We start from the raw sequence: 18,346 nt of genomic DNA, 5'->3' as shown, positions 1-18,346 counted from the left end.
TGGGCGCTCACTAACCCCCCATAAACATCCCGCCATACGGCGTATCGGCGTCATCTTTTGTATCAAAGACGCTGTAAGATACGCCGCACTTAGCCAGGGATGCTCACCATGTTCGATTCGCTCAAAGCCATCAGCCGTCGTGTTGTCGGCGTGTTTCTGACCGTGGTGGGGGCCGTTTTCGGCCAATGGCATCCTCCGCTGTGGCTGCGCGCTATCGGCCGTGGCGTGGAAAAACTTGGGAGTAAAGCCCATGCTTACCCGCGTCAGACGGGTGCCGGAGTGCTCGGGCTAGCACTGCTCGTGGCCGCTGGCTTCTACGGCTGGCACTGGTATTCCAATCTGCCGCAGCCGCATACCGCGAGCTACTCGCTGCACAAGCCCAACCTGACTGACTACACCCAGCCAACGCCAGTTGTGGATAACTTACAGGTGCGCTTCGCCGAGTCCGTGGCGCCCCTTGCGGCCATCGGTAAACCCGTCACCGAGGGCATTACCCTAAAGCCCGAGGTCGCAGGCACCTGGCGCTGGGCGGATGACCGTAGCCTGTTGTTCGTGCCGGAGAAAGACTGGCCTATCGACGCCCATTACACCCTTGATCTGGCCAAGAAAAACCTGTTGGCAGATGGAGTATTGCTGGATCAGTACAGCACCCAGTTCTCCACCCAACCGTTCCGCGCCACCCTGGCCGCCAACGAGTTGTACCAGGATCCATCCAACCCGACGCTGAAGCAGCTGGTGGCGACCTTCCATTTTTCCCACCCTGTGGATGAAGACAGCCTGCGCAAGCACGTAACGGTGACCCTCGACAAAGGCCTGACCTACCGCGATGCCCAATTGCCAAATCGCCCGGAAATCACCTTCGACGAGAAAAAACTCAACGCCTACGTACGCTCCGCAGCCCTGGCCACCCCGCTGGAAAGCACCCCGGTCAGCGCCAAACTCGACGAAGGCATCAAGGCTCGCGATGGCGGCAACGCCAGCGCCGCATCGTTGGTGGCCAAAGTCACCGTACCCGGTCGCTATCGCCTGACATTTACGGGCGCCGAAATCAGCTTTGTGGATAACGAACGCGCAGAGCCAGAGCCTGTGCTGATGTTCAGCAGTTCCAGCGCTGTAGCCGATGACACCATCGCCGGTAAAGTCCAAGCCTGGCTGTTGCCGGAAAAAGCCCAGGACGACACCCGCCCCTATAACACCAATGAGATCGACGACGCCCTGCTCGCCCGCAGCACCAAGGTCAACCTGACCCACGTGCCGAGCGTCGAACCGCTGAACACCCTGCACGCCTTCAAGTTCAAGGCCCCTGCCGGACGTGCGCTGTATGTACGCGTGCCCGCTAACCTGGAGGCCATCGGCGGCTATCTGGCGAAGGATCCTACGGCGTCGCTGGTCAGCATGCCGGCGTATCCGCGCACCTTGCAGTTCCTGTCTGACGGCGCCCTGCTCAGCCTCACTGGCGAGAAACGCCTGGGCTTCATGGCCAGGGGAGTGCCCGGCGCCCACGTGGAAATCGCCCGCCTGTTGCCCAACCAGTTGCAACACTTGGTGGACCAGAGCAGCGGCAGTTTTGCGCGGCCGAACTTTGGCAATGAGTACTTCGATCGTATGGTCGAGCGTCAGTCTCTGGACATTCCTCTGTCATCCAATGACCCGGCCAAAACCGTCTACGACAACGTAGATTTGAGCCACTACCTCACCGCCAACGGCGGCCGTCGCGGCATTTTCGTGCTCAAGCTGAGCCCACAGGATGAACCGGCCGAGCGTACGTTCGAATATGAACGCAGCAGTACCAGCGACCTGCGGTTTATCGTAGTGACCGACCTCGGCATCATCGCCAAACGCTCCAGCGACGGCAGTCATGACGTGTATGTGCAGTCCATCGGTAATGGTTCGCCGGTGGCCGACGCGCAAGTCGACATCATCGGTCGCAATGGCTTGCCGGTGAGCAGCGGTCACACGGACGGCGAAGGCCATGTGCATTTCGCCAAGCTGGATGAACTGCGCCGTGAGAAAACGCCGCTTATGTATGTGGTCAGTCGCGGCAATGACCAATCGTTCCTGCCAATCGCCCGTCAGTCCCAGCAGCTGGATTTGTCGCGCTTTGATGTAGGCGGTTTGGAAGAAGACGGTGCGATTGATCGCCTCAGCGCCTACCTGTTTACCGACCGCGGCCTGTACCGACCCGGCGAAACCGCCCACCTGGGCATGATCGTGCGCAGCGGCAACTGGAAAGGCGCCTTGCAAGGTCTGCCGGTGGAGCTGCAAATCACCGACCCGCGCGGTCTGGAAGTGATTCGCCAGCCACTGAAGCTCTCCGCCAGCGGGTTTGAAACCTTTGATTTCCCCAGCAGCGAAGTGGCCCCAGCCGGGGAATACACCGCGACCTTGCAGTTGATTGGCCAGAAGCAAACGCGCACAGACCTGGGCAGTGTCAGCTTCAAAGTCCGCGATTTCGAGCCGGACCGCATGAAGGTCAGTTTGAGCCTGCACGACACGCCGGTGCAGGGCTGGATTCCCCCGGACCAAGTGGTGGCTAAAGTCACCGCCATGCACCTGTTCGGCGCCCCGGCCTCGGGCCGTCGCGTTACTGCAAAAATGTCACTGAGCCCGACGCTCGCGGCATTCGACCGTTACCCCGATTACCGCTTCCGCCTCAATGATTCCCTGGAAGACGCCAGCACCGAAGACCTGGCCGAAACCACCGTCGACGATAACGGCCAGGCCGTGCTCGACCTCAACCTGCAACGTTTCGCCAACAGCACCTATCGTTTGCAAGTGATGACCCAGGTGTTCGAGGCTGAAGGTGGCCGCAACGTGGCGGCGCAAAGTGCGTTGCTGGTGTCGTCCGCGCCGTACCTGGTGGGTGTGAAAAGTCAGGATTCGCTGTCATACGTCGCTAAGGACGCTCCGCGCCAGGTGCAATGGCTGGCCGTCGCGCCAGACCTCACACCGCTTGCGGTGGATGGCTTGACCAGCGAAGTGGTCGAGCACCGTTATGTGTCGGTGCTGGTGAAGCAATCCAACGGCACCTACAAGTACGAGTCGCGCATCAAGAACATCAGCCAACCAGCCTCACCGCTGGTGATGACCAAAGACGGCGCCAAGCAGACCCTGAACACCGGCACGCCAGGGGATTTCACCCTGCAACTCAAGGACGCCAACGGCAACCTGCTCAACCAGATCGACTACAGCGTGGCCGGGCGCGGCAACACCTCGCGCTCCCTGGAGCGTAACGCCGAGCTGCAACTGCGCCTGGATAAACGCAGCTACGCCACCGGTGATGAGATCGCCATCAGCATTCGCGCGCCGTACACCGGCGCGGGCTTGATCACCATCGAGCGCGACAAGGTCTACACCCAGCAGTGGTTCAAGGCAGACAGCACCAACAGCGTGCAACATATCCGCGTGCCTGCGGGCCTTGAGGGCAATGCCTACGTCAACGTGCAGTTCGTGCGGGACATCGGTTCGTCCGAGGTTTATATGAGCCCGCTTTCCTACGGTGTGGTGCCCTTCAGCATCAACCTGGACGCGCGGCGCATGGCACTGAAGGTCGACGGCCCGGCGAAGATCGAGCCGGGGCAGACCCTCGACATTAAGGTCAACACCGACCGCCCGGGTCGCGCCGTGATCTACGCGGTGGACGAAGGCATCCTGCAAGTAGCGCGCTATCAAACGCCTGATCCGCTGGGTTTCTTCTTCCAGAAGCGTGCGCTGGAAGTCGGCACCAGTCAGATTCTTGACCTGATCCTGCCGGAGTTCAGCCGCCTGCTCAGTGGGGCGGCGCCTGGAGGCGATACGGAAGGCGCCCTGGCTAATCACCTCAACCCGTTCAAACGCAAACATCAGCCGCCAGTGGCGTGGTGGTCCGGGCTTGTGGATTTGCCGGTCGGTGAAACCGTGCTGCATTACCAGGTACCCGACAGCTTCAACGGCAAGTTGCACCTGTTTGCCGTCGCGGTGGATACCGACAGCGTGGGCGTCAGCGAGACCACTACCGACGTGCGCGGCCCGATCGTGATCACGCCCAACGTGCCGGCCTTCGTGGCGCCGGGGGATGTGTTCAACGTCAGCGCCGGGGTGTTCAGCAACCTCGACGCGGCAGCGGATGTGAAATTTGAAGTGCAGACCAGCGCCGGCCTCGTGGTGCAGGGCGACAAGGGCAGCACCTTGTCACTGCAACCGCGCAAAGAAGGCACTGCCGAATTCAAGATCAAAGTCGGCGACACCCTCGGTTCGGCAGACCTGCGCTTTGTCGCGGTGCTGCCGGATGGCAAACGGCTCCAGGTGGCGGAAACCACGTCAATCCGGCCCTTGAGCGAACACCGCGTCGCTCTGAGCCTGGGCCGTTTCGACAGCGCCAGCAAAGAACTCAAGCCCACACGTGAACTGTTCAGCCAGCTGCGTGATGTGCAGTTGGGCGTGGCCGCCTCGCCGCTGGTATGGGCCAACGGCCTCAAGCATTACCTGGATGACTACGGCTATGCATGCACCGAGCAATTGGTGTCCAAGGCCATGCCGGCATTGATCTGGGGCGGCACCGCACCCGAGGCTGAACAAGCCTTCAGCAGCGCGGTCCGCATGTTGCGCCAGCGTCAAAACCAGGCCGGTGGCTTTGGATTGTGGGCAGCCAACCCTGACGTGGCGCCGTACGCCAGCCTGTACGCCACTGATTTCCTGATCGAAGCCAAGGAGCGCGGGCTGCCGGTGCCGGAAGACCTGCTGGTGCGTTCCAACGCGTATCTGACAGACCTGGCCAACGGCCCGAGCGAAGGCCTGTCGGAATTGCGCAACCGTGCCTACGCCAGTTACCTGCTGAGCCGTCAGGGGATTCTGGTGAGCGGCGCGCTGAGCGACATCCGCGAGCGCTACGAGAGTTACTTCAAGGACAGCTGGCAGAACGACCTGGGCGCCGCCTACCTGGCTGCCAGCTACAAACTGCTCAAGCAGGATCGGCAGGCCGATACGCTGTTCCGCAAAATCCCGTGGCGTTCGCTTGTGGATAAGTGGGACAGCGACGGCCTGTACTACGACCCGCTGGTGCACGACGCCGAACACTTGCACCTGCTGGCGCGCCATTTCCCTGAACTGATGGATGACGTGCCCACCGCGCTACTGGATAAGCTCGGCAAACGCCTCAACGAGCAGCGCTACAATTCGCTGTCGGCGGCATTGTTGCTGCGCGCCCTGGACAACTATGGCCAGCGCGCGCAAAGCGACATGACCCTCAAGGCCACCGCCTGGCTGGGCGATAAACAGCAACAATTGCTGGAAATGGCCGGCCAGCCACCGCGCGCCGCCGTACCGCGCGCCACGCAGAAGCTGGTCATGGAAAAATCCGATGGCCCGGCAGCGTTCTACATGCTCAGCGAAGCCGGTTTTGATAAAGGCGCCAAGCTCAAAGCCATCAACAACGGCCTGGAAATCATCCACGAATACCTCGACCTCAAAGGCGAGCCGGTGAGTAAGGTAGCCGTGGGTGATGAGTTCCTGGTGCGCTTGCGCCTACGGGCTACCGACCGCGACCAAGTGCAGCAAGTGGCCGTGGTCGACTTGCTGCCCGGCGGTGTCGAGCCTGTGTATAACTTGCCTCCAGAGCCGGAAGCCGCGAGCAGCGAGGAAAGCGAAGGCGAAGAATCCGAGTACGTTGAAGCCAGCGAAGAAGAAGCTGACACCTGGCAGGCCCCCATCGGCGAAACCGAGCTGAGCAACTGGCAGCCAGACTACGTGGATGTGCGGGATGATCGGGTGGTGTTGTACGGCACTGCGCTACGTGATGTAGGCACTTTCGTTTACCGAGTACGCGCCACAAACGCAGGGACGTTCAATACGCCACCGGCCTACGCCGAAGGCATGTACGAAACCACCCTGCAGGGACGCGGCAAAGTAGGCCAGCTTGAAATTACCAAGCCTTAAACGTCTGACGCCGCTGCTGGCAGCTGCGGCGTTACTGGCCGGCGTGCGGCTTTGGCCCCATGCGCCGCTGGAACAGGCCATTACCTCCTCCAGGGTCGTATTGGCCGACGACGGCTCGCTGTTGCGTATGACGCTGGCCCAGGACGGTCAATATCGCCTATGGCTACCACTGGAGCGCATTTCACCTTCATTGATTGAGGCACTGCTGCTCAAGGAAGACCGCAATTTCTACTGGCACCCGGGGATCAATCCCCCGGCGTTGCTGCGGGCGGCCATGGCCACCTACAGCGGAGGCCAGCGCCAAGGCGGCTCGACGTTGAGCATGCAACTGGCGCGGCGCCTGTGGGATCTCAACACCCGCCAAGTGCCCGGCAAATTGCAGCAGATGGCGTTGGCGCTGTGGCTGGAAGCGCGCTACAGCAAGCACGACATCCTTGAGGCGTACCTGAACCTGGCGCCCATGGGCGGCAATATCGAAGGCGCCGAAGCGGCCAGTCGCATCTACTTTGGCAAGGCGGCGGCGCAGTTGTCGCTGTCCGAAGCGTTGGCATTGGCGGTAATCCCCCAACAGCCCGGCCGTCGAGCACGCTTCGGGCCTTCGCTGCAAAACGCCCGGCTGCGCTTGATGGCTGACTGGCGCGAGACTTATCCACAAGACCCGCGTAATGACAGTTTGCTGGACTTGCCCTTGGAAGCGCGCAACCGCCAGCAAATTCCTTTTTTGGCGCCACACTTGAGCGAGCAATTGCTGGCATCTCAAGCTGGTAATGAGTTGAACAGCACGCTCAATCTGCCTTTGCAACAATTGCTGGAACGTCTGATCACCGGGTTTATCGCCGAACGGCGTAGCACCGGGGTGGAGAACGCCACCGCGATCCTGATCGACAGCCGCGATCAGAGCGTCAAGGCGCTGGTGGGCTCAGCGGACTACTTATCCACAGACATCCATGGACAGGTCAATGGTGTGCTATCACGGCGCTCGCCGGGGTCTACGCTCAAACCGTTTCTCTATGGGCTGGCGCTGGACCAAGGGGTGATCCACCCCATGAGCATCCTCAAGGACTTACCGAGTAACTTCGGCTACTTCCAACCGGAAAACTTCGACGGCAGTTTTGTCGGCCCACTGACGGCCCGCGACGCGTTGATCCGCAGTCGCAATATCCCCGCCGTGTGGCTCGCCAGCCAGGTCAAGTCGCCTTCTCTATACGGCTTGCTGCAACGCGCCGGCATCAAAGGCCTACGCGACGAAAGCCATTACGGCCTGGCCCTGGCACTGGGTGGCGGCGAGATGACCCCGGAGGAGCTGGCACGGCTGTATGTGATGTTGGCGGGAGACGGGCATTTACGGCCGTTGCGCTACTTGCAGCAACAGCCGCAAACCACCGGCGCACAACTGCTCAGCCCGCAGGCCGCGTTTATGGTGCGCGACATGCTGCGCCGCAACCCACGCCCAGATGGCCTGCCCGGCCGCCATTGGCGAACCGCCTGGAAAACCGGTACGTCATGGGGTTTTCACGATGCGTGGAGCGCCGGACTGGTCGGCCCGTATGTGTTGGTGGTGTGGGTGGGTAACTTCGATGGTCGGCCAAATCCAGCGTTTATTGGTGCCAAGACCGCCGCGCCGCTATTCTTCCGCATTGCTGACGCTTTGCCCCTGGCATTACCCAACGTAGCGATCAAAGCCGACAAGCCGCCCGCGGGGCTGGTGCGCATTGATGTCTGCGCTGCCTCCGGTGAGCTGCCCAACCGCTGGTGCCCGCAAACCCGCAAGACCTGGTACATCCCCGGCGTCTCGCCGATCCGCGTTTCTAACCTGCACCGCCCGGTGCTGATCGACACCCGCACCGGCAAAGCCGCGTGCCCGCCGTTCGATCCGCAATACACACGAGAGGACATCTTCGAGTTCTGGCCCAGCGACGTTCAACGCCTGTACCGAGCAGCCGGCCTGCCCCGCCGAACCCCGCCCAACGTGATGAAAAACTGCCAACCCAACCGCATCACCGACCAGAGCGAAGCGCCGCAGATTCGCTCGCCACTGACTCAGGTGAGCTACCAACTGCGCTTGTCTCAACCCCAGGAAAGCATCCCGCTGAACGCGAATGCGGCCAGCGATGCGGCGACGCTGTACTGGTTCGCTGATCAAACCTTGATCGGCCAAGGCCCGCCGCAAGCCACGCTGAACTGGAGGCCGGGCAAGTCAGGGGAATATCGGTTGCGGGTCAGTGATGATCAAGGGCGCAGCACGAGTCGGGGGTTGCGGGTGGAGTTTGTGCCTTAGGAGCAGTTGTCACCCTCAGCAAGCTCAACATAATTCGATTCCCCGCCTCCGGTCGCACCCGATAACCAACCCCATACAAAGCTCAGGCTGGTACGCCCAGACGTATCCACAGTCACTGTGCCTCGCGACCAACCGGACAGCAGCTCACCGTCCAGCGTCAGGCACTGAAAAAGCAGCTCAATGGTATCGGCGCCGGTCACGCGACCGACTTGCGTCCCCGTGCGGATTCGGCCGCCTTGGTAGGTGCTGGATAGGGCATCACCGTCGACACGGTAATGAAACACCGTGCCGGTACCGGAAAGCCCATGGGTGTTATTCGCGACCACAAATCGGCGATTGTGCAAACGCTCGCCGAGGTGGGGAAAGGAAGATGGCATCAACGTGGCGTCCTTGCGTTGAAACCTGGAGACCCGATGGGCCTCCAGGTGAGCGAGGTATTACTCGACTGTCACCGACTTGGCCAAATTACGCGGCTGGTCTACGTCAGTGCCCTTGAGCACGGCCACGTAGTACGACAGCAGCTGCAGCGGGATGGTGTAGAGGATCGGCGACAAGGTGTCGTTGATGTGCGGCATGTTGATGACGTGGGTGCCTTCGCCATTGATCATGCTCGCCTTCTCGTCGGCGAATACCACCAGTTGGCCGCCACGGGCGCGTACTTCCTGCAGGTTGGATTTGAGCTTTTCCAGCAGTTCGTTGTTCGGCGCCACAGTGACCACCGGCATGTCGTCATCCACTAGTGCCAACGGGCCGTGTTTCAGCTCGCCGGCCGGGTAGGCTTCGGCGTGGATGTACGAGATTTCCTTGAGCTTGAGGGCACCTTCCATCGCCACCGGGTACTGCGCGCCACGGCCAAGGAACAGGGTGTGGTTCTTGTCGGCGAACAGCTCGGCGACTTTTTCCACGACGCTGTCCATGGCCAGTGCTTCGCCCAGGCGAGTCGGCAGGCGGCGCAATTCTTCCACCAAGGTAGCTTCAACACCTTCGGCCAGGGTGCCTCGCACTTGGCCCAGGGACAGGGTCAGTAGCAACAAACCAACCAGTTGGGTGGTGAAGGCTTTGGTGGAAGCTACGCCGATTTCGCGACCCGCCTGGGTCAGCAGGGTCAGGTCGGACTCACGTACCAAGGAGCTGATACTGACGTTGCAGATCGCCAGGCTGGCGAGGAAGCCCAACTCTTTGGCGTTGCGCAGCGCGGCCAGGGTGTCGGCGGTTTCGCCGGACTGGGAGATAGTCACGAACAGGGTATCGGGCTGCACCACCACCTTGCGGTAGCGGAACTCACTGGCGACTTCGACCTGGCACGGGATGCCAGCCAGGTCTTCCAGCCAATAACGGGCAACCATGCCGGCGTGGTAGCTGGTGCCACAAGCGACGATCTGCACATTGCGCACTTTGGCGAACAGCTCGGCGGCCTGGGGGCCGAACGCGTTGACCAGCACTTGGCTCTGACTCAGTCGACCTTCCAACGTGCGCTGGACCACGGCAGGTTGCTCGTGGATCTCTTTGAGCATGAAATGGCGGTACTCACCTTTATCGGCCGCTTCGGCGCCGTCGCGGTATTGCACAGCTTCGCGTTCGACGGAATTACCGTTAACGTCCCAGATCGCCACGCTTTCACGGCGTATGTCGGCGATATCGCCTTCTTCCAAGTACATGAATCGGTCGGTGACCTGACGCAGGGCCAGTTGGTCGGAAGCGAGAAAGTTCTCGCCCAGGCCCAGGCCGATCACCAGCGGGCTGCCACTGCGGGCGGCTACCACACGGTCCGGTTGGCTGGCACTGACGACGGCCAGGCCATAGGCGCCGTGCAGTTCCTTGACCGTGGCCTTGAGGGCGGTGGTCAGGTCGCTGTGGTCCTTGAGCTTGTGATTGAGCAGGTGGGCGATGACTTCAGTGTCGGTGTCTGAGGTGAACACGTACCCCAGGCTCTTGAGCTGTTCGCGCAGCACTTCGTGGTTTTCGATGATGCCGTTGTGCACCACGGCCAGGTCACCGGAGAAGTGCGGGTGGGCGTTGCGTTCGCACGGTGCGCCGTGAGTGGCCCAGCGGGTGTGGGCAATCCCCAGGCGACCTACCAGCGGTTCGCCGGCTAGGGCCTGCTCCAACTCACTGACCTTGCCCGGGCGACGCATGCGCTCAAGCTTGCCGGCGTTGGTAAAGACGGCCACGCCGGCGCTGTCGTAGCCACGGTATTCAAGGCGCTTGAGGCCTTCGATCAGAATGGCGGTAACGTTACGTTCGGCGACTGCGCCAACAATTCCACACATGTTGCTTCTCCTAGATGATTGCCGCGCATATCAGCGTAATGCCGCGGGCTTGGATCTGGTCGCGGGCCTCAAGCGGCAGGCGATCATCGGTGATAAGGGTATGGACGCTGCTCCAGGGCAGTTCCAGGTTGGGAATCTTGCGGCCGATCTTGTCGGATTCGACCATCACTACCACTTCACGGGCGACCTCGGCCATCACACGGCTCAGACCCAGTAATTCGTTGAAGGTGGTGGTGCCACGCTGCAGATCGATGCCGTCGGCGCCGATGAACAGTTGATCAAAGTCGTAGGAACGCAACACCTGCTCGGCGACCTGGCCCTGGAACGAGTCCGAATGCGGGTCCCAGGTGCCGCCGGTCATCAACAGCACCGGCTCGTGTTCCAATTCGCTCAGGGCGCTGGCTACGTGCAGGGAGTTGGTCATGACCACGAGTCCGGGCTGGTGTCCCAGTTCCGGGATCATGGCGGCGGTGGTGCTGCCGCTGTCGATGATGATGCGGGCGTGTTCCCGCAAACGCATCACGGCAGCACGGGCGATCGCACGCTTGTAGGCCGAGATCGGTTGGGCAGGATCGCCTACCAGTTCCTGAGGCATGGTGATCGCACCACCGTAGCGGCGCAGCAACAGGCCGTTACTTTCTAGGGCGGCCAAGTCCTTGCGGATAGTGACTTCGGAGGTTTCGAAACGCTTGGCCAATTCGTCCACGCTGACTTCGCCCTGTTCGTTGAGCAAGGTCAGGATGTTGTGGCGTCGTTGGGGTGTATTTCGTTTCGACATGGTATTGATAAGTTTCGTTTCGAAAGATAACGAAGGCAATCAAAACCTATTAGGACTATATCGTCAAGCGTCTGGAACAGATTCTTCAAACAACGCAGGCCAAATGTGGGAGGGGGCTTGCCCCCGATTGCAGTCGATCAGTCGACTAGAACATTGACTGAAAATCCGCCATCGGGGACAAGCCCCCTCCCACATTTGAATAGCACTGCTGATGAGGCTGTGGATAACTCAGGTCTTTTTGATTTTGACCGGGCGTTTCCAGCCGTCGATATTGCGTTGGCGGGCCCGAGCTACGGCCAGTTGGGATTTATCCACATCCTGGTTGATGGTTGAGCCTGCGGCAGTATTCGAACCATCACCGATCGTCACTGGCGCAATCAGCGAGTTATTCGAGCCAATGAATACGTCCTCGCCAATAGTGGTCTGGTACTTGTTGGCGCCGTCGTAGTTGCAGGTGATTGCGCCAGCGCCGATGTTGCTGCGAGCACCGATAACCGCATCACCAAGGTAGGCCAGGTGGCCGGCCTTTGCGTCGTCGCCCATTCGTGCATTTTTCAGTTCGACGAAGTTGCCGACATGCGCCCTGGCCCCCATCACAGTGCCCGGACGCAACCGAGCAAACGGGCCAGCATCGCTGCCCTCGCCCATCACCGCGCCGTCGATATGGCTGTTGGCCTTGATCACCACGCCCTTGCGCAGGGTGCTGTCCTTGATCACGCAGTTCGGGCCGATGACTACGTCGTCTTCGATGATTACGCGACCTTCGAGGATCACGTTGATGTCGATCAGCACGTCGCGCCCCACGGTGACCTCACCGCGTACGTCAAAACGCGCAGGGTCGCGCAGGGTCACGCCCTCAGCCATCAGGCGGCGACCTTCTCGCAGTTGGTAGTGACGCTCCAGTTCGGCCAACTGCTTGCGGTCGTTGGCGCCCTGCACTTCCATAGGGTCGTGGGGCTGCTCGGTAGCTACCAGCAGGCCATCGCTCACGGCCATCTCAATCACGTCGGTGAGGTAGTACTCACCCTGAGCGTTGTTGTTGGACAGACGGCTCATCCAGTCGGCGAGCTTGTTGCCAGGGACGGCGAGAATACCGGTATTGCCTTCAGTGATGGCACGTTGGGCCTCGCTGGCGTCCTTGTGCTCAACGATGGCCGCGACCTTGCCATCGGCATTGCGCACGATGCGTCCGTAGCCGGTGGGGTCTTCCAGCTCCACGGTGAGCAGGCCCATCTGACCAGGCACTACGTGCTTAAGCAGGCGTTGCAGGGTTTCCACTTCGATCAGCGGCACGTCGCCGTAGAGGATCAGCACGGTGTCAGCGGTAATGAACGGCACAGCTTGCGCGGTGGCGTGGCCGGTCCCCAGTTGTTTGTCCTGCAATACGAAATTCAGGTCATCCGCAGCCAAGCGCTCACGCACTGCATCGGCACCGTGGCCGATCACTACGTGGATGCGTTGTGGGTCCAACTGCCGGGCGCTGTGGATAACATGGCCAAGCATGGAGTTGCCGGCCACCGGGTGCAGCACCTTGGGCAGGGCCGAGCGCATGCGGGTGCCCTGGCCTGCGGCGAGAATGACGATTTCAAGAGACATGAATGGCTACCAATCCTAGACGGTCCGGCTTCAGACCAAAGATGTGTTTTGCTAAAAAAGAAAAAGGGTAGCCGAGGCTACCCTTTTTAATCAATCGCGCATAAGCATCACGGCGTAGCCGCTTACTTCTTGCGGATCTGCTGGAGCGTGCGCAGCTGAGCTGCAGCCTCGGCCAGACGTACAGCAGCAGCGCTGTAGTCGAAGTCCGCACCCTTTTCGTTCAGGGCCTTCTCAGCAGCCTTGACGGCTTCCTGAGCGGAGGCTTCATCCAGATCGCCAGCACGTTGCACGGTGTCGGCAAGTACCTTGACCATGTTCGGCTGAACCTCAAGGAAACCACCGGAGATGTAAAACACCTCACGTTCCCCGCCTTGCTTGGTCAGAGTGATCGGACCTGGCTTCAAGCTGGTGATCAACGGCGCGTGGCCCATGGCAATACCCAGGTCACCGAGTTCGCCGTGTGCAATCACCATTTCTACCAGACCGGAGAAGATTTCTCCTTCCGCGCTGACGATATCGCAATGGACTGTCATAGCCATCTGATTGCCTCAACCTGATGAGCGCCCGTTTCCGGGCGCCTGGATTACAGTTTCTTGGCTTTCTCGATCGCTTCTTCGATGCCGCCGACCATGTAGAACGCTTGTTCTGGCAGGTGGTCGTAGTCACCGTTGAGGATGCCTTTGAAGCCAGCAATGGTGTCTTTCAGGGAAACGTATTTACCCGAAGCACCGGTGAAGACTTCAGCCACGAAGAACGGCTGCGACAAGAAGCGCTGGATCTTACGAGCACGGTTTACCAACTGCTTGTCGGCTTCCGACAGCTCGTCCATACCCAGGATCGCAATGATGTCCTTCAGTTCTTTGTAACGCTGCAGCACGTACTGAACGCCGCGAGCGGTGTCGTAGTGCTCCTGGCCGATCACGTTCGGGTCCAGCTGGCGCGAAGTCGAGTCGAGTGGATCGACCGCTGGGTAGATACCCAGGGAAGCGATGTCACGGGACAGAACGACGGTGGCGTCCAAGTGGGCGAAGGTGGTCGCAGGCGATGGGTCGGTCAAGTCATCCGCAGGTACGTATACCGCTTGGATCGAAGTGATCGAACCTTCCTTGGTCGAAGTGATACGTTCTTGCAGAACGCCCATCTCTTCAGCCAGGGTCGGCTGGTAACCTACTGCGGAAGGCATACGGCCCAGCAGTGCGGATACTTCAGTACCGGCCAGGGTGTAACGGTAGATGTTGTCGACGAACAGCAGAACGTCGTTACCTTCGTCACGGAACTTCTCGGCCATGGTCAGGCCAGTCAGTGCTACGCGCAGACGGTTTCCCGGCGGCTCGTTCATCTGACCGTAAACCAGTGCCACTTTGTCCAGAACGTTGGAGTCCTTCATCTCGTGGTAGAAGTCGTTACCCTCACGAGTACGCTCACCCACACCGGCGAACACGGAATAACCGCTGTGCTCGATGGCGATGTTACGGATCAGTTCCATCATGTTTACGGTCTTGCCTACACCGGCACCACCGAACAGACCGACTTTACCGCCTTTGGCGAACGGGCAAACCAGGTCGATAACCTTGATGCCGGTTTCCAGCAGGTCGTTGCCGCCAGCTTGTTCCGCGAACGAAGGTGCTGGACGGTGAATGCCCCAGCGCTCTTCGGTGTCGATCGGACCAGCTTCGTCAATCGGGTTGCCCAGTACGTCCATGATCCGGCCCAGAGTCGCTTTACCGACCGGTACGGAGATGGCTGCGCCAGAGTCGATTACGTCCAGACCGCGCTTCAAGCCTTCGGTGGAACCCATCGCAATGGTACGAACTACGCCGTCGCCCAGCTGCTGCTGAACTTCCAGAGTAGTTTCCGCGCCTTGTACTTTCAGCGCGTTGTAGATGCTCGGTACGCTGTCGCGTGGAAATTCCACGTCGATAACGGCGCCGATGATTTGAACGATACGTCCGCTACTCATAGCTGGATCCTCTGAATATTTGAACCGTTAAACCGCGGCAGCGCCGCCGACGATTTCCGAGATCTCTTGGGTGATCGCAGCCTGACGCGCCTTGTTGTAGATCAGCTGCAAATCGCTGATCAGATCACCGGCGTTATCGGTAGCGTTTTTCATCGCGATCATCCGCGCCGCTTGTTCAGCTGCGTTGTTCTCGACCACCGCCTGGTACACCTGCGACTCCACGTAGCGCACCATCAAGCCGTCAAGCAGCTCTTTGGCGTCTGGTTCGTAGAGGTAGTCCCAGTGGTGCTTGAGTTCCTGATCCGGAGTCGCCACCAGTGGAATCAATTGCTCCACGGTTGGCTGCTGGGTCATGGTGTTGATGAACTTGTTGGATACCACGGAGAGGCGGTCAATCCGGCCTTCCAGGTACGCATCCAGCATCACCTTCACACTGCCGATCAAATCATTGATCGACGGCTCTTCACCCAGGTGGCTGATAGCTGCAACGACGTTACCGCCGAAGTTACGGAAAAAGGCCGCACCCTTGCTACCAACAACACACAGATCGATCTCGACGCCGTTTTCGCGGTTTACCGCCATGTCCTTGACCAGGGCCTTGAACAGGTTGGTATTCAAACCACCGCACAAACCACGGTCACTGCTCACTACCACATAACCCACACGCTTAACTTCGCGGTCGATCATGAACGGGTGGCTGTATTCCGGGTTGGCGTTGGCCAGATGCCCAATTACCTGGCGGATACGCTCCGCATAAGGACGGCTAGCAGCCATGCGCATTTGTGCCTTGCGCATTTTGCTTACCGCCACTTTTTCCATGGCGCTGGTAATTTTTTGCGTGCTTTTGATGCTCGCAATCTTACTGCGAATCTCTTTTGCGCCTGCCATGTAACACCTATCAGGTTAGCAAGCGGGAGCCTTGCGGCTCCCGCTGCGGCTTACCAGGTTTGGGTGGCCTTGAACTTCTCGATACCGGCTTTCATGCCAGCGTCGATATCGTCATTGAAGTCACCCTTCACGTTGATCTTCGCCATCAATTCGGCGTGATCGCGGTTGAAGTAAGCAATCAGCGCTTGTTCAAAGCTGCCGACCTTGGCGATTTCAACGTCGGTCAGGAACCCACGCTCAGCGGCATACAGCGACAACGCCATGTCAGCGATCGACATTGGGGCGTATTGCTTCTGCTTCATCAGCTCGGTAACGCGCTGACCATGCTCAAGTTGCTTACGGGTCGCTTCGTCCAGGTCAGAAGCGAACTGGGCGAATGCCGCCAATTCACGGTACTGAGCCAGAGCGGTACGGATACCACCGGAGAGCTTCTTGATGATCTTGGTCTGAGCGGCACCACCCACACGGGATACCGAAACACCGGCGTTCACTGCAGGGCGGATGCCCGAGTTGAACATGGCCGATTCCAGGAAGATCTGACCGTCGGTGATGGAAATCACGTTGGTCGGAACGAACGCGGAAACGTCGCCAGCCTGGGTTTCGATGATCGGCAGAGCGGTCAGGGAGCCGGTTTTGCCGGTCACTGCGCCGTTGGTGAACTTCTCTACGTACTCTTCGGAAACGCGGGATGCACGCTCCAGCAGACGGGAGTGGAGATAGAACACGTCGCCTGGGTAAGCTTCACGGCCTGGTGGACGGCGCAGCAGCAGGGAAATCTGGCGGTAAGCCACTGCTTGCTTGGACAGATCGTCATAAACGATCAGCGCGTCTTCACCGCGGTCGCGGAAGAATTCACCCATGGTGCAACCGGAGTACGGTGCCAGGAATTGCAGCGCAGGAGATTCCGAAGCACTGGCAGCCACGATGATCGTGTTGGCCAGGGCGCCGTTTTCTTCCAGCTTGCGAACCACGTTGGCGATGGTCGATTGCTTCTGACCAATAGCTACGTAGACGCAGAAAATGCCGCTGTTCTTCTGGTTGATGATCGCGTCGATTGCCAGAGCGGTTTTACCGATCTGACGGTCACCGATGATCAGCTCACGCTGGCCACGGCCGACAGGGATCATGGCATCGACAGCCTTGTAGCCAGTCTGTACAGGCTGGTCTACCGACTTACGCCAGATCACGCCTGGAGCAACTTTCTCGACCGCGTCGGTCTCGGTGTTGCCCAGTGGACCTTTACCGTCAACAGGGTTACCCAGTGCGTCGACTACGCGACCCAGCAGTTCCTTACCAACCGGAACTTCCAGGATGCGGCCTGTGCACTTGGCGCTCATGCCTTCAGCCAGACTGGTGTATGCGCCCAATACCACGGCACCTACGGAGTCTTGCTCCAGGTTGAGGGCCATACCGTAGACGCCGCCCGGAAACTCGATCATCTCGCCGTACATAACGTCGGCCAGACCGTGAATCCGCACGATGCCGTCAGATACGCTGACGACAGTGCCTTCGTTACGGGCTTGGGAGGTCACATCGAGCTTGTCGATGCGGCCCTTGATAATTTCACTTATTTCGGAAGGATTGAGTTGCTGCATTGCTCTGCTGCCCCTTCAAACTCAAGATTTCAATGCTTCGGCAAGATTCGCGAGTTTGCCGCGAATCGAGCCATCGATAACCAGGTCGCCGGCGCGAATGATGACACCACCAATAAGGGTGGCATCCTCCGCAACTTGCAGGCGCACTTCCCGGTCGAGTCGTGCACTGAGAACCTTGGCGAGTTTGTCTTGCTGTTCTTGGTTCAATGCAAAAGCACTGGTGACTTCAACGTCTACCGATTTCTCTTGCTCGGCCTTGTACAGGTCGAACAGAGCGGCAATCTCCGGCAGAAGCAGGAGACGGTCGTTTTCGGCAACGACGTGCAAGAAGTTCTGCACTTTCACATCAAACTTGTCGCCGCACACTTCAATAAAAGTGGCGGCCTTGTCTGCGCTCGTCAGTCGCGGGGCCTTGAGCACGCGCTGCATGGTGTCGTCTTGCGACACTGCTGCAGCCAGGCCGAGCATGGCTGACCAAGAGGCCAGCTGCTGGTGGGCCTGGGCGTGCTCGAAGGCTGCCTTAGCGTAAGGTCGGGCCAACGTGGTCAATTCTGCCATGATCGCCCTCGCTTAAATTTCAGCAGCCAGTTTGTTAACCAGCTCCGCGTGCGCGTTTTGATCGATTGTGGCACCCAGGATCTTCTCAGCACCGCCGACGGCCAGAGCACCCAGTTGGGCACGCAACGCGTCTTTGACACCGTTCAGTTCCTGCTCGATCTCGGCCTGAGCCTGAACCTTCACACGGTCAGCGTCGATACGGGCTTTTTCAACAGCCTCTTCAACGATCTGGTTACCGCGTTTCTTGGCTTGCTCAATGATTTCGGCTGCTTGAGCTTTCGCTTCGCGCAGTTGTTGACCCGCTTTATCTTGGGCCAACTCCAGGTCGCGAGCTGCTCGTGCTGCAGCGTCCAGTCCATCCGCGATCTTCTTCTGACGTTCGTGCAGAGCTGCGATGACCGGAGGCCATACGAACTTCATGCAGAAAACGACAAAAATCAAGAACGCTAAGGACTGACCAATAATGGTTGCATTAATGTTCACGCCAATACCTCGCTCATTCGTTGCACA

General features: G+C 59.6%; 12 protein-coding genes. 2 read left to right on the top strand and 10 right to left on the bottom strand.

All coding sequences use genetic code 11. The features are described 5' to 3' along the window. Positions 1-108: 108 nt before the first annotated feature. Both AB4N82_RS09970 and pbpC read left to right on the top strand, forming a co-directional pair. The gene (locus AB4N82_RS09970) at positions 109-5,913 is read left to right on the top strand and encodes an alpha-2-macroglobulin (protein WP_122764047.1); all 5,805 of its coding nucleotides are present in this window, start codon (positions 109-111) and stop codon (positions 5,911-5,913) included. Beyond that, positions 5,894-8,191, top strand: a complete 2,298-nt coding sequence (pbpC, locus tag AB4N82_RS09965; protein WP_122764010.1) for a penicillin-binding protein 1C — start codon at positions 5,894-5,896, stop codon at positions 8,189-8,191. The genes AB4N82_RS09970 and pbpC overlap by 20 nt, the downstream gene beginning before the upstream one ends. Here the strand turns inward: pbpC and AB4N82_RS09960 are convergent. The 10 genes from AB4N82_RS09960 to AB4N82_RS09915 form a co-directional block, all read right to left on the bottom strand. Further along, complete coding sequence (locus AB4N82_RS09960; RefSeq protein ID WP_032885171.1) at positions 8,188-8,568, bottom strand: hypothetical protein; 381 nt, start codon at positions 8,566-8,568, stop codon at positions 8,188-8,190. The two genes, pbpC and AB4N82_RS09960, sit on opposite strands and share 4 nt — an antisense overlap. 60 nt (positions 8,569-8,628) lie before the next feature. Then, a complete protein-coding gene (gene glmS, locus AB4N82_RS09955; RefSeq protein WP_032885169.1) occupies positions 8,629-10,461 on the bottom strand; it encodes a glutamine--fructose-6-phosphate transaminase (isomerizing) in 1,833 nt (610 codons plus the stop codon). 10 nt (positions 10,462-10,471) lie between these two features. After that, positions 10,472-11,239 (bottom strand): DeoR/GlpR family DNA-binding transcription regulator, encoded by a 768-nt coding sequence (locus tag AB4N82_RS09950; RefSeq protein ID WP_024078249.1) that lies wholly within the window; start codon positions 11,237-11,239, stop codon positions 10,472-10,474. Between the two features lie 228 nt (positions 11,240-11,467). After that, complete coding sequence (gene glmU, locus AB4N82_RS09945; RefSeq protein ID WP_032885167.1) at positions 11,468-12,835, bottom strand: bifunctional UDP-N-acetylglucosamine diphosphorylase/glucosamine-1-phosphate N-acetyltransferase GlmU; 1,368 nt, start codon at positions 12,833-12,835, stop codon at positions 11,468-11,470. 122 nt (positions 12,836-12,957) lie between these two features. Continuing rightward, entirely contained in the window at positions 12,958-13,374 is a 417-nt protein-coding gene (locus tag AB4N82_RS09940) for a F0F1 ATP synthase subunit epsilon (protein ID WP_032885166.1), read from the bottom strand. Between the two features lie 44 nt (positions 13,375-13,418). Next, on the bottom strand, positions 13,419-14,795 hold the full coding sequence (gene atpD / locus AB4N82_RS09935) for a F0F1 ATP synthase subunit beta (RefSeq protein WP_003177062.1): 1,377 nt from the start codon (positions 14,793-14,795) through the stop codon (positions 13,419-13,421). Between the two features lie 27 nt (positions 14,796-14,822). Next, positions 14,823-15,683, bottom strand: a complete 861-nt coding sequence (gene atpG / locus AB4N82_RS09930; protein WP_122764011.1) for a F0F1 ATP synthase subunit gamma — start codon at positions 15,681-15,683, stop codon at positions 14,823-14,825. 50 nt (positions 15,684-15,733) lie between these two features. After that, positions 15,734-17,278, bottom strand: coding sequence for a F0F1 ATP synthase subunit alpha (gene atpA, locus AB4N82_RS09925; RefSeq protein ID WP_003177064.1), 1,545 nt, complete (start codon positions 17,276-17,278; stop codon positions 15,734-15,736). A gap of 21 nt (positions 17,279-17,299) precedes the next feature. Next, the gene (locus AB4N82_RS09920; protein WP_032885165.1) at positions 17,300-17,836 is read right to left on the bottom strand and encodes a F0F1 ATP synthase subunit delta; all 537 of its coding nucleotides are present in this window, start codon (positions 17,834-17,836) and stop codon (positions 17,300-17,302) included. A gap of 12 nt (positions 17,837-17,848) precedes the next feature. Further along, a complete protein-coding gene (locus AB4N82_RS09915; RefSeq protein WP_008439543.1) occupies positions 17,849-18,319 on the bottom strand; it encodes a F0F1 ATP synthase subunit B in 471 nt (156 codons plus the stop codon). Positions 18,320-18,346 lie beyond the last annotated feature (27 nt).

This window comes from Pseudomonas sp. H1_D04, from assembly GCF_054683855.1.
The sequence above is the reverse complement of the archived record's forward strand: the minus strand, read 5'-3'. Positions and strand labels throughout refer to the sequence as shown.

Bases quoted from the DNA above. Each gene is read 5' to 3' on its own strand.
- AB4N82_RS09920 (WP_032885165.1), bottom strand. From the start codon at position 17,836: ATGGCAGAATTGACCACGTTGGCCCGACCTTACGCTAAGGCAGCCTTC.
- glmS (WP_032885169.1), bottom strand. From the start codon at position 10,461: ATGTGTGGAATTGTTGGCGCAGTCGCCGAACGTAACGTTACCGCCATT.
- AB4N82_RS09940 (WP_032885166.1), bottom strand. From the start codon at position 13,374: ATGGCTATGACAGTCCATTGCGATATCGTCAGCGCGGAAGGAGAAATC.
- glmU (WP_032885167.1), bottom strand. From the start codon at position 12,835: ATGTCTCTTGAAATCGTCATTCTCGCCGCAGGCCAGGGCACCCGCATG.
- atpA (WP_003177064.1), bottom strand. From the start codon at position 17,278: ATGCAGCAACTCAATCCTTCCGAAATAAGTGAAATTATCAAGGGCCGC.
- AB4N82_RS09960 (WP_032885171.1), bottom strand. From the start codon at position 8,568: ATGCCATCTTCCTTTCCCCACCTCGGCGAGCGTTTGCACAATCGCCGA.
- AB4N82_RS09970 (WP_122764047.1), top strand. From the start codon at position 109: ATGTTCGATTCGCTCAAAGCCATCAGCCGTCGTGTTGTCGGCGTGTTT.
- AB4N82_RS09950 (WP_024078249.1), bottom strand. From the start codon at position 11,239: ATGTCGAAACGAAATACACCCCAACGACGCCACAACATCCTGACCTTG.
- atpG (WP_122764011.1), bottom strand. From the start codon at position 15,683: ATGGCAGGCGCAAAAGAGATTCGCAGTAAGATTGCGAGCATCAAAAGC.
- atpD (WP_003177062.1), bottom strand. From the start codon at position 14,795: ATGAGTAGCGGACGTATCGTTCAAATCATCGGCGCCGTTATCGACGTG.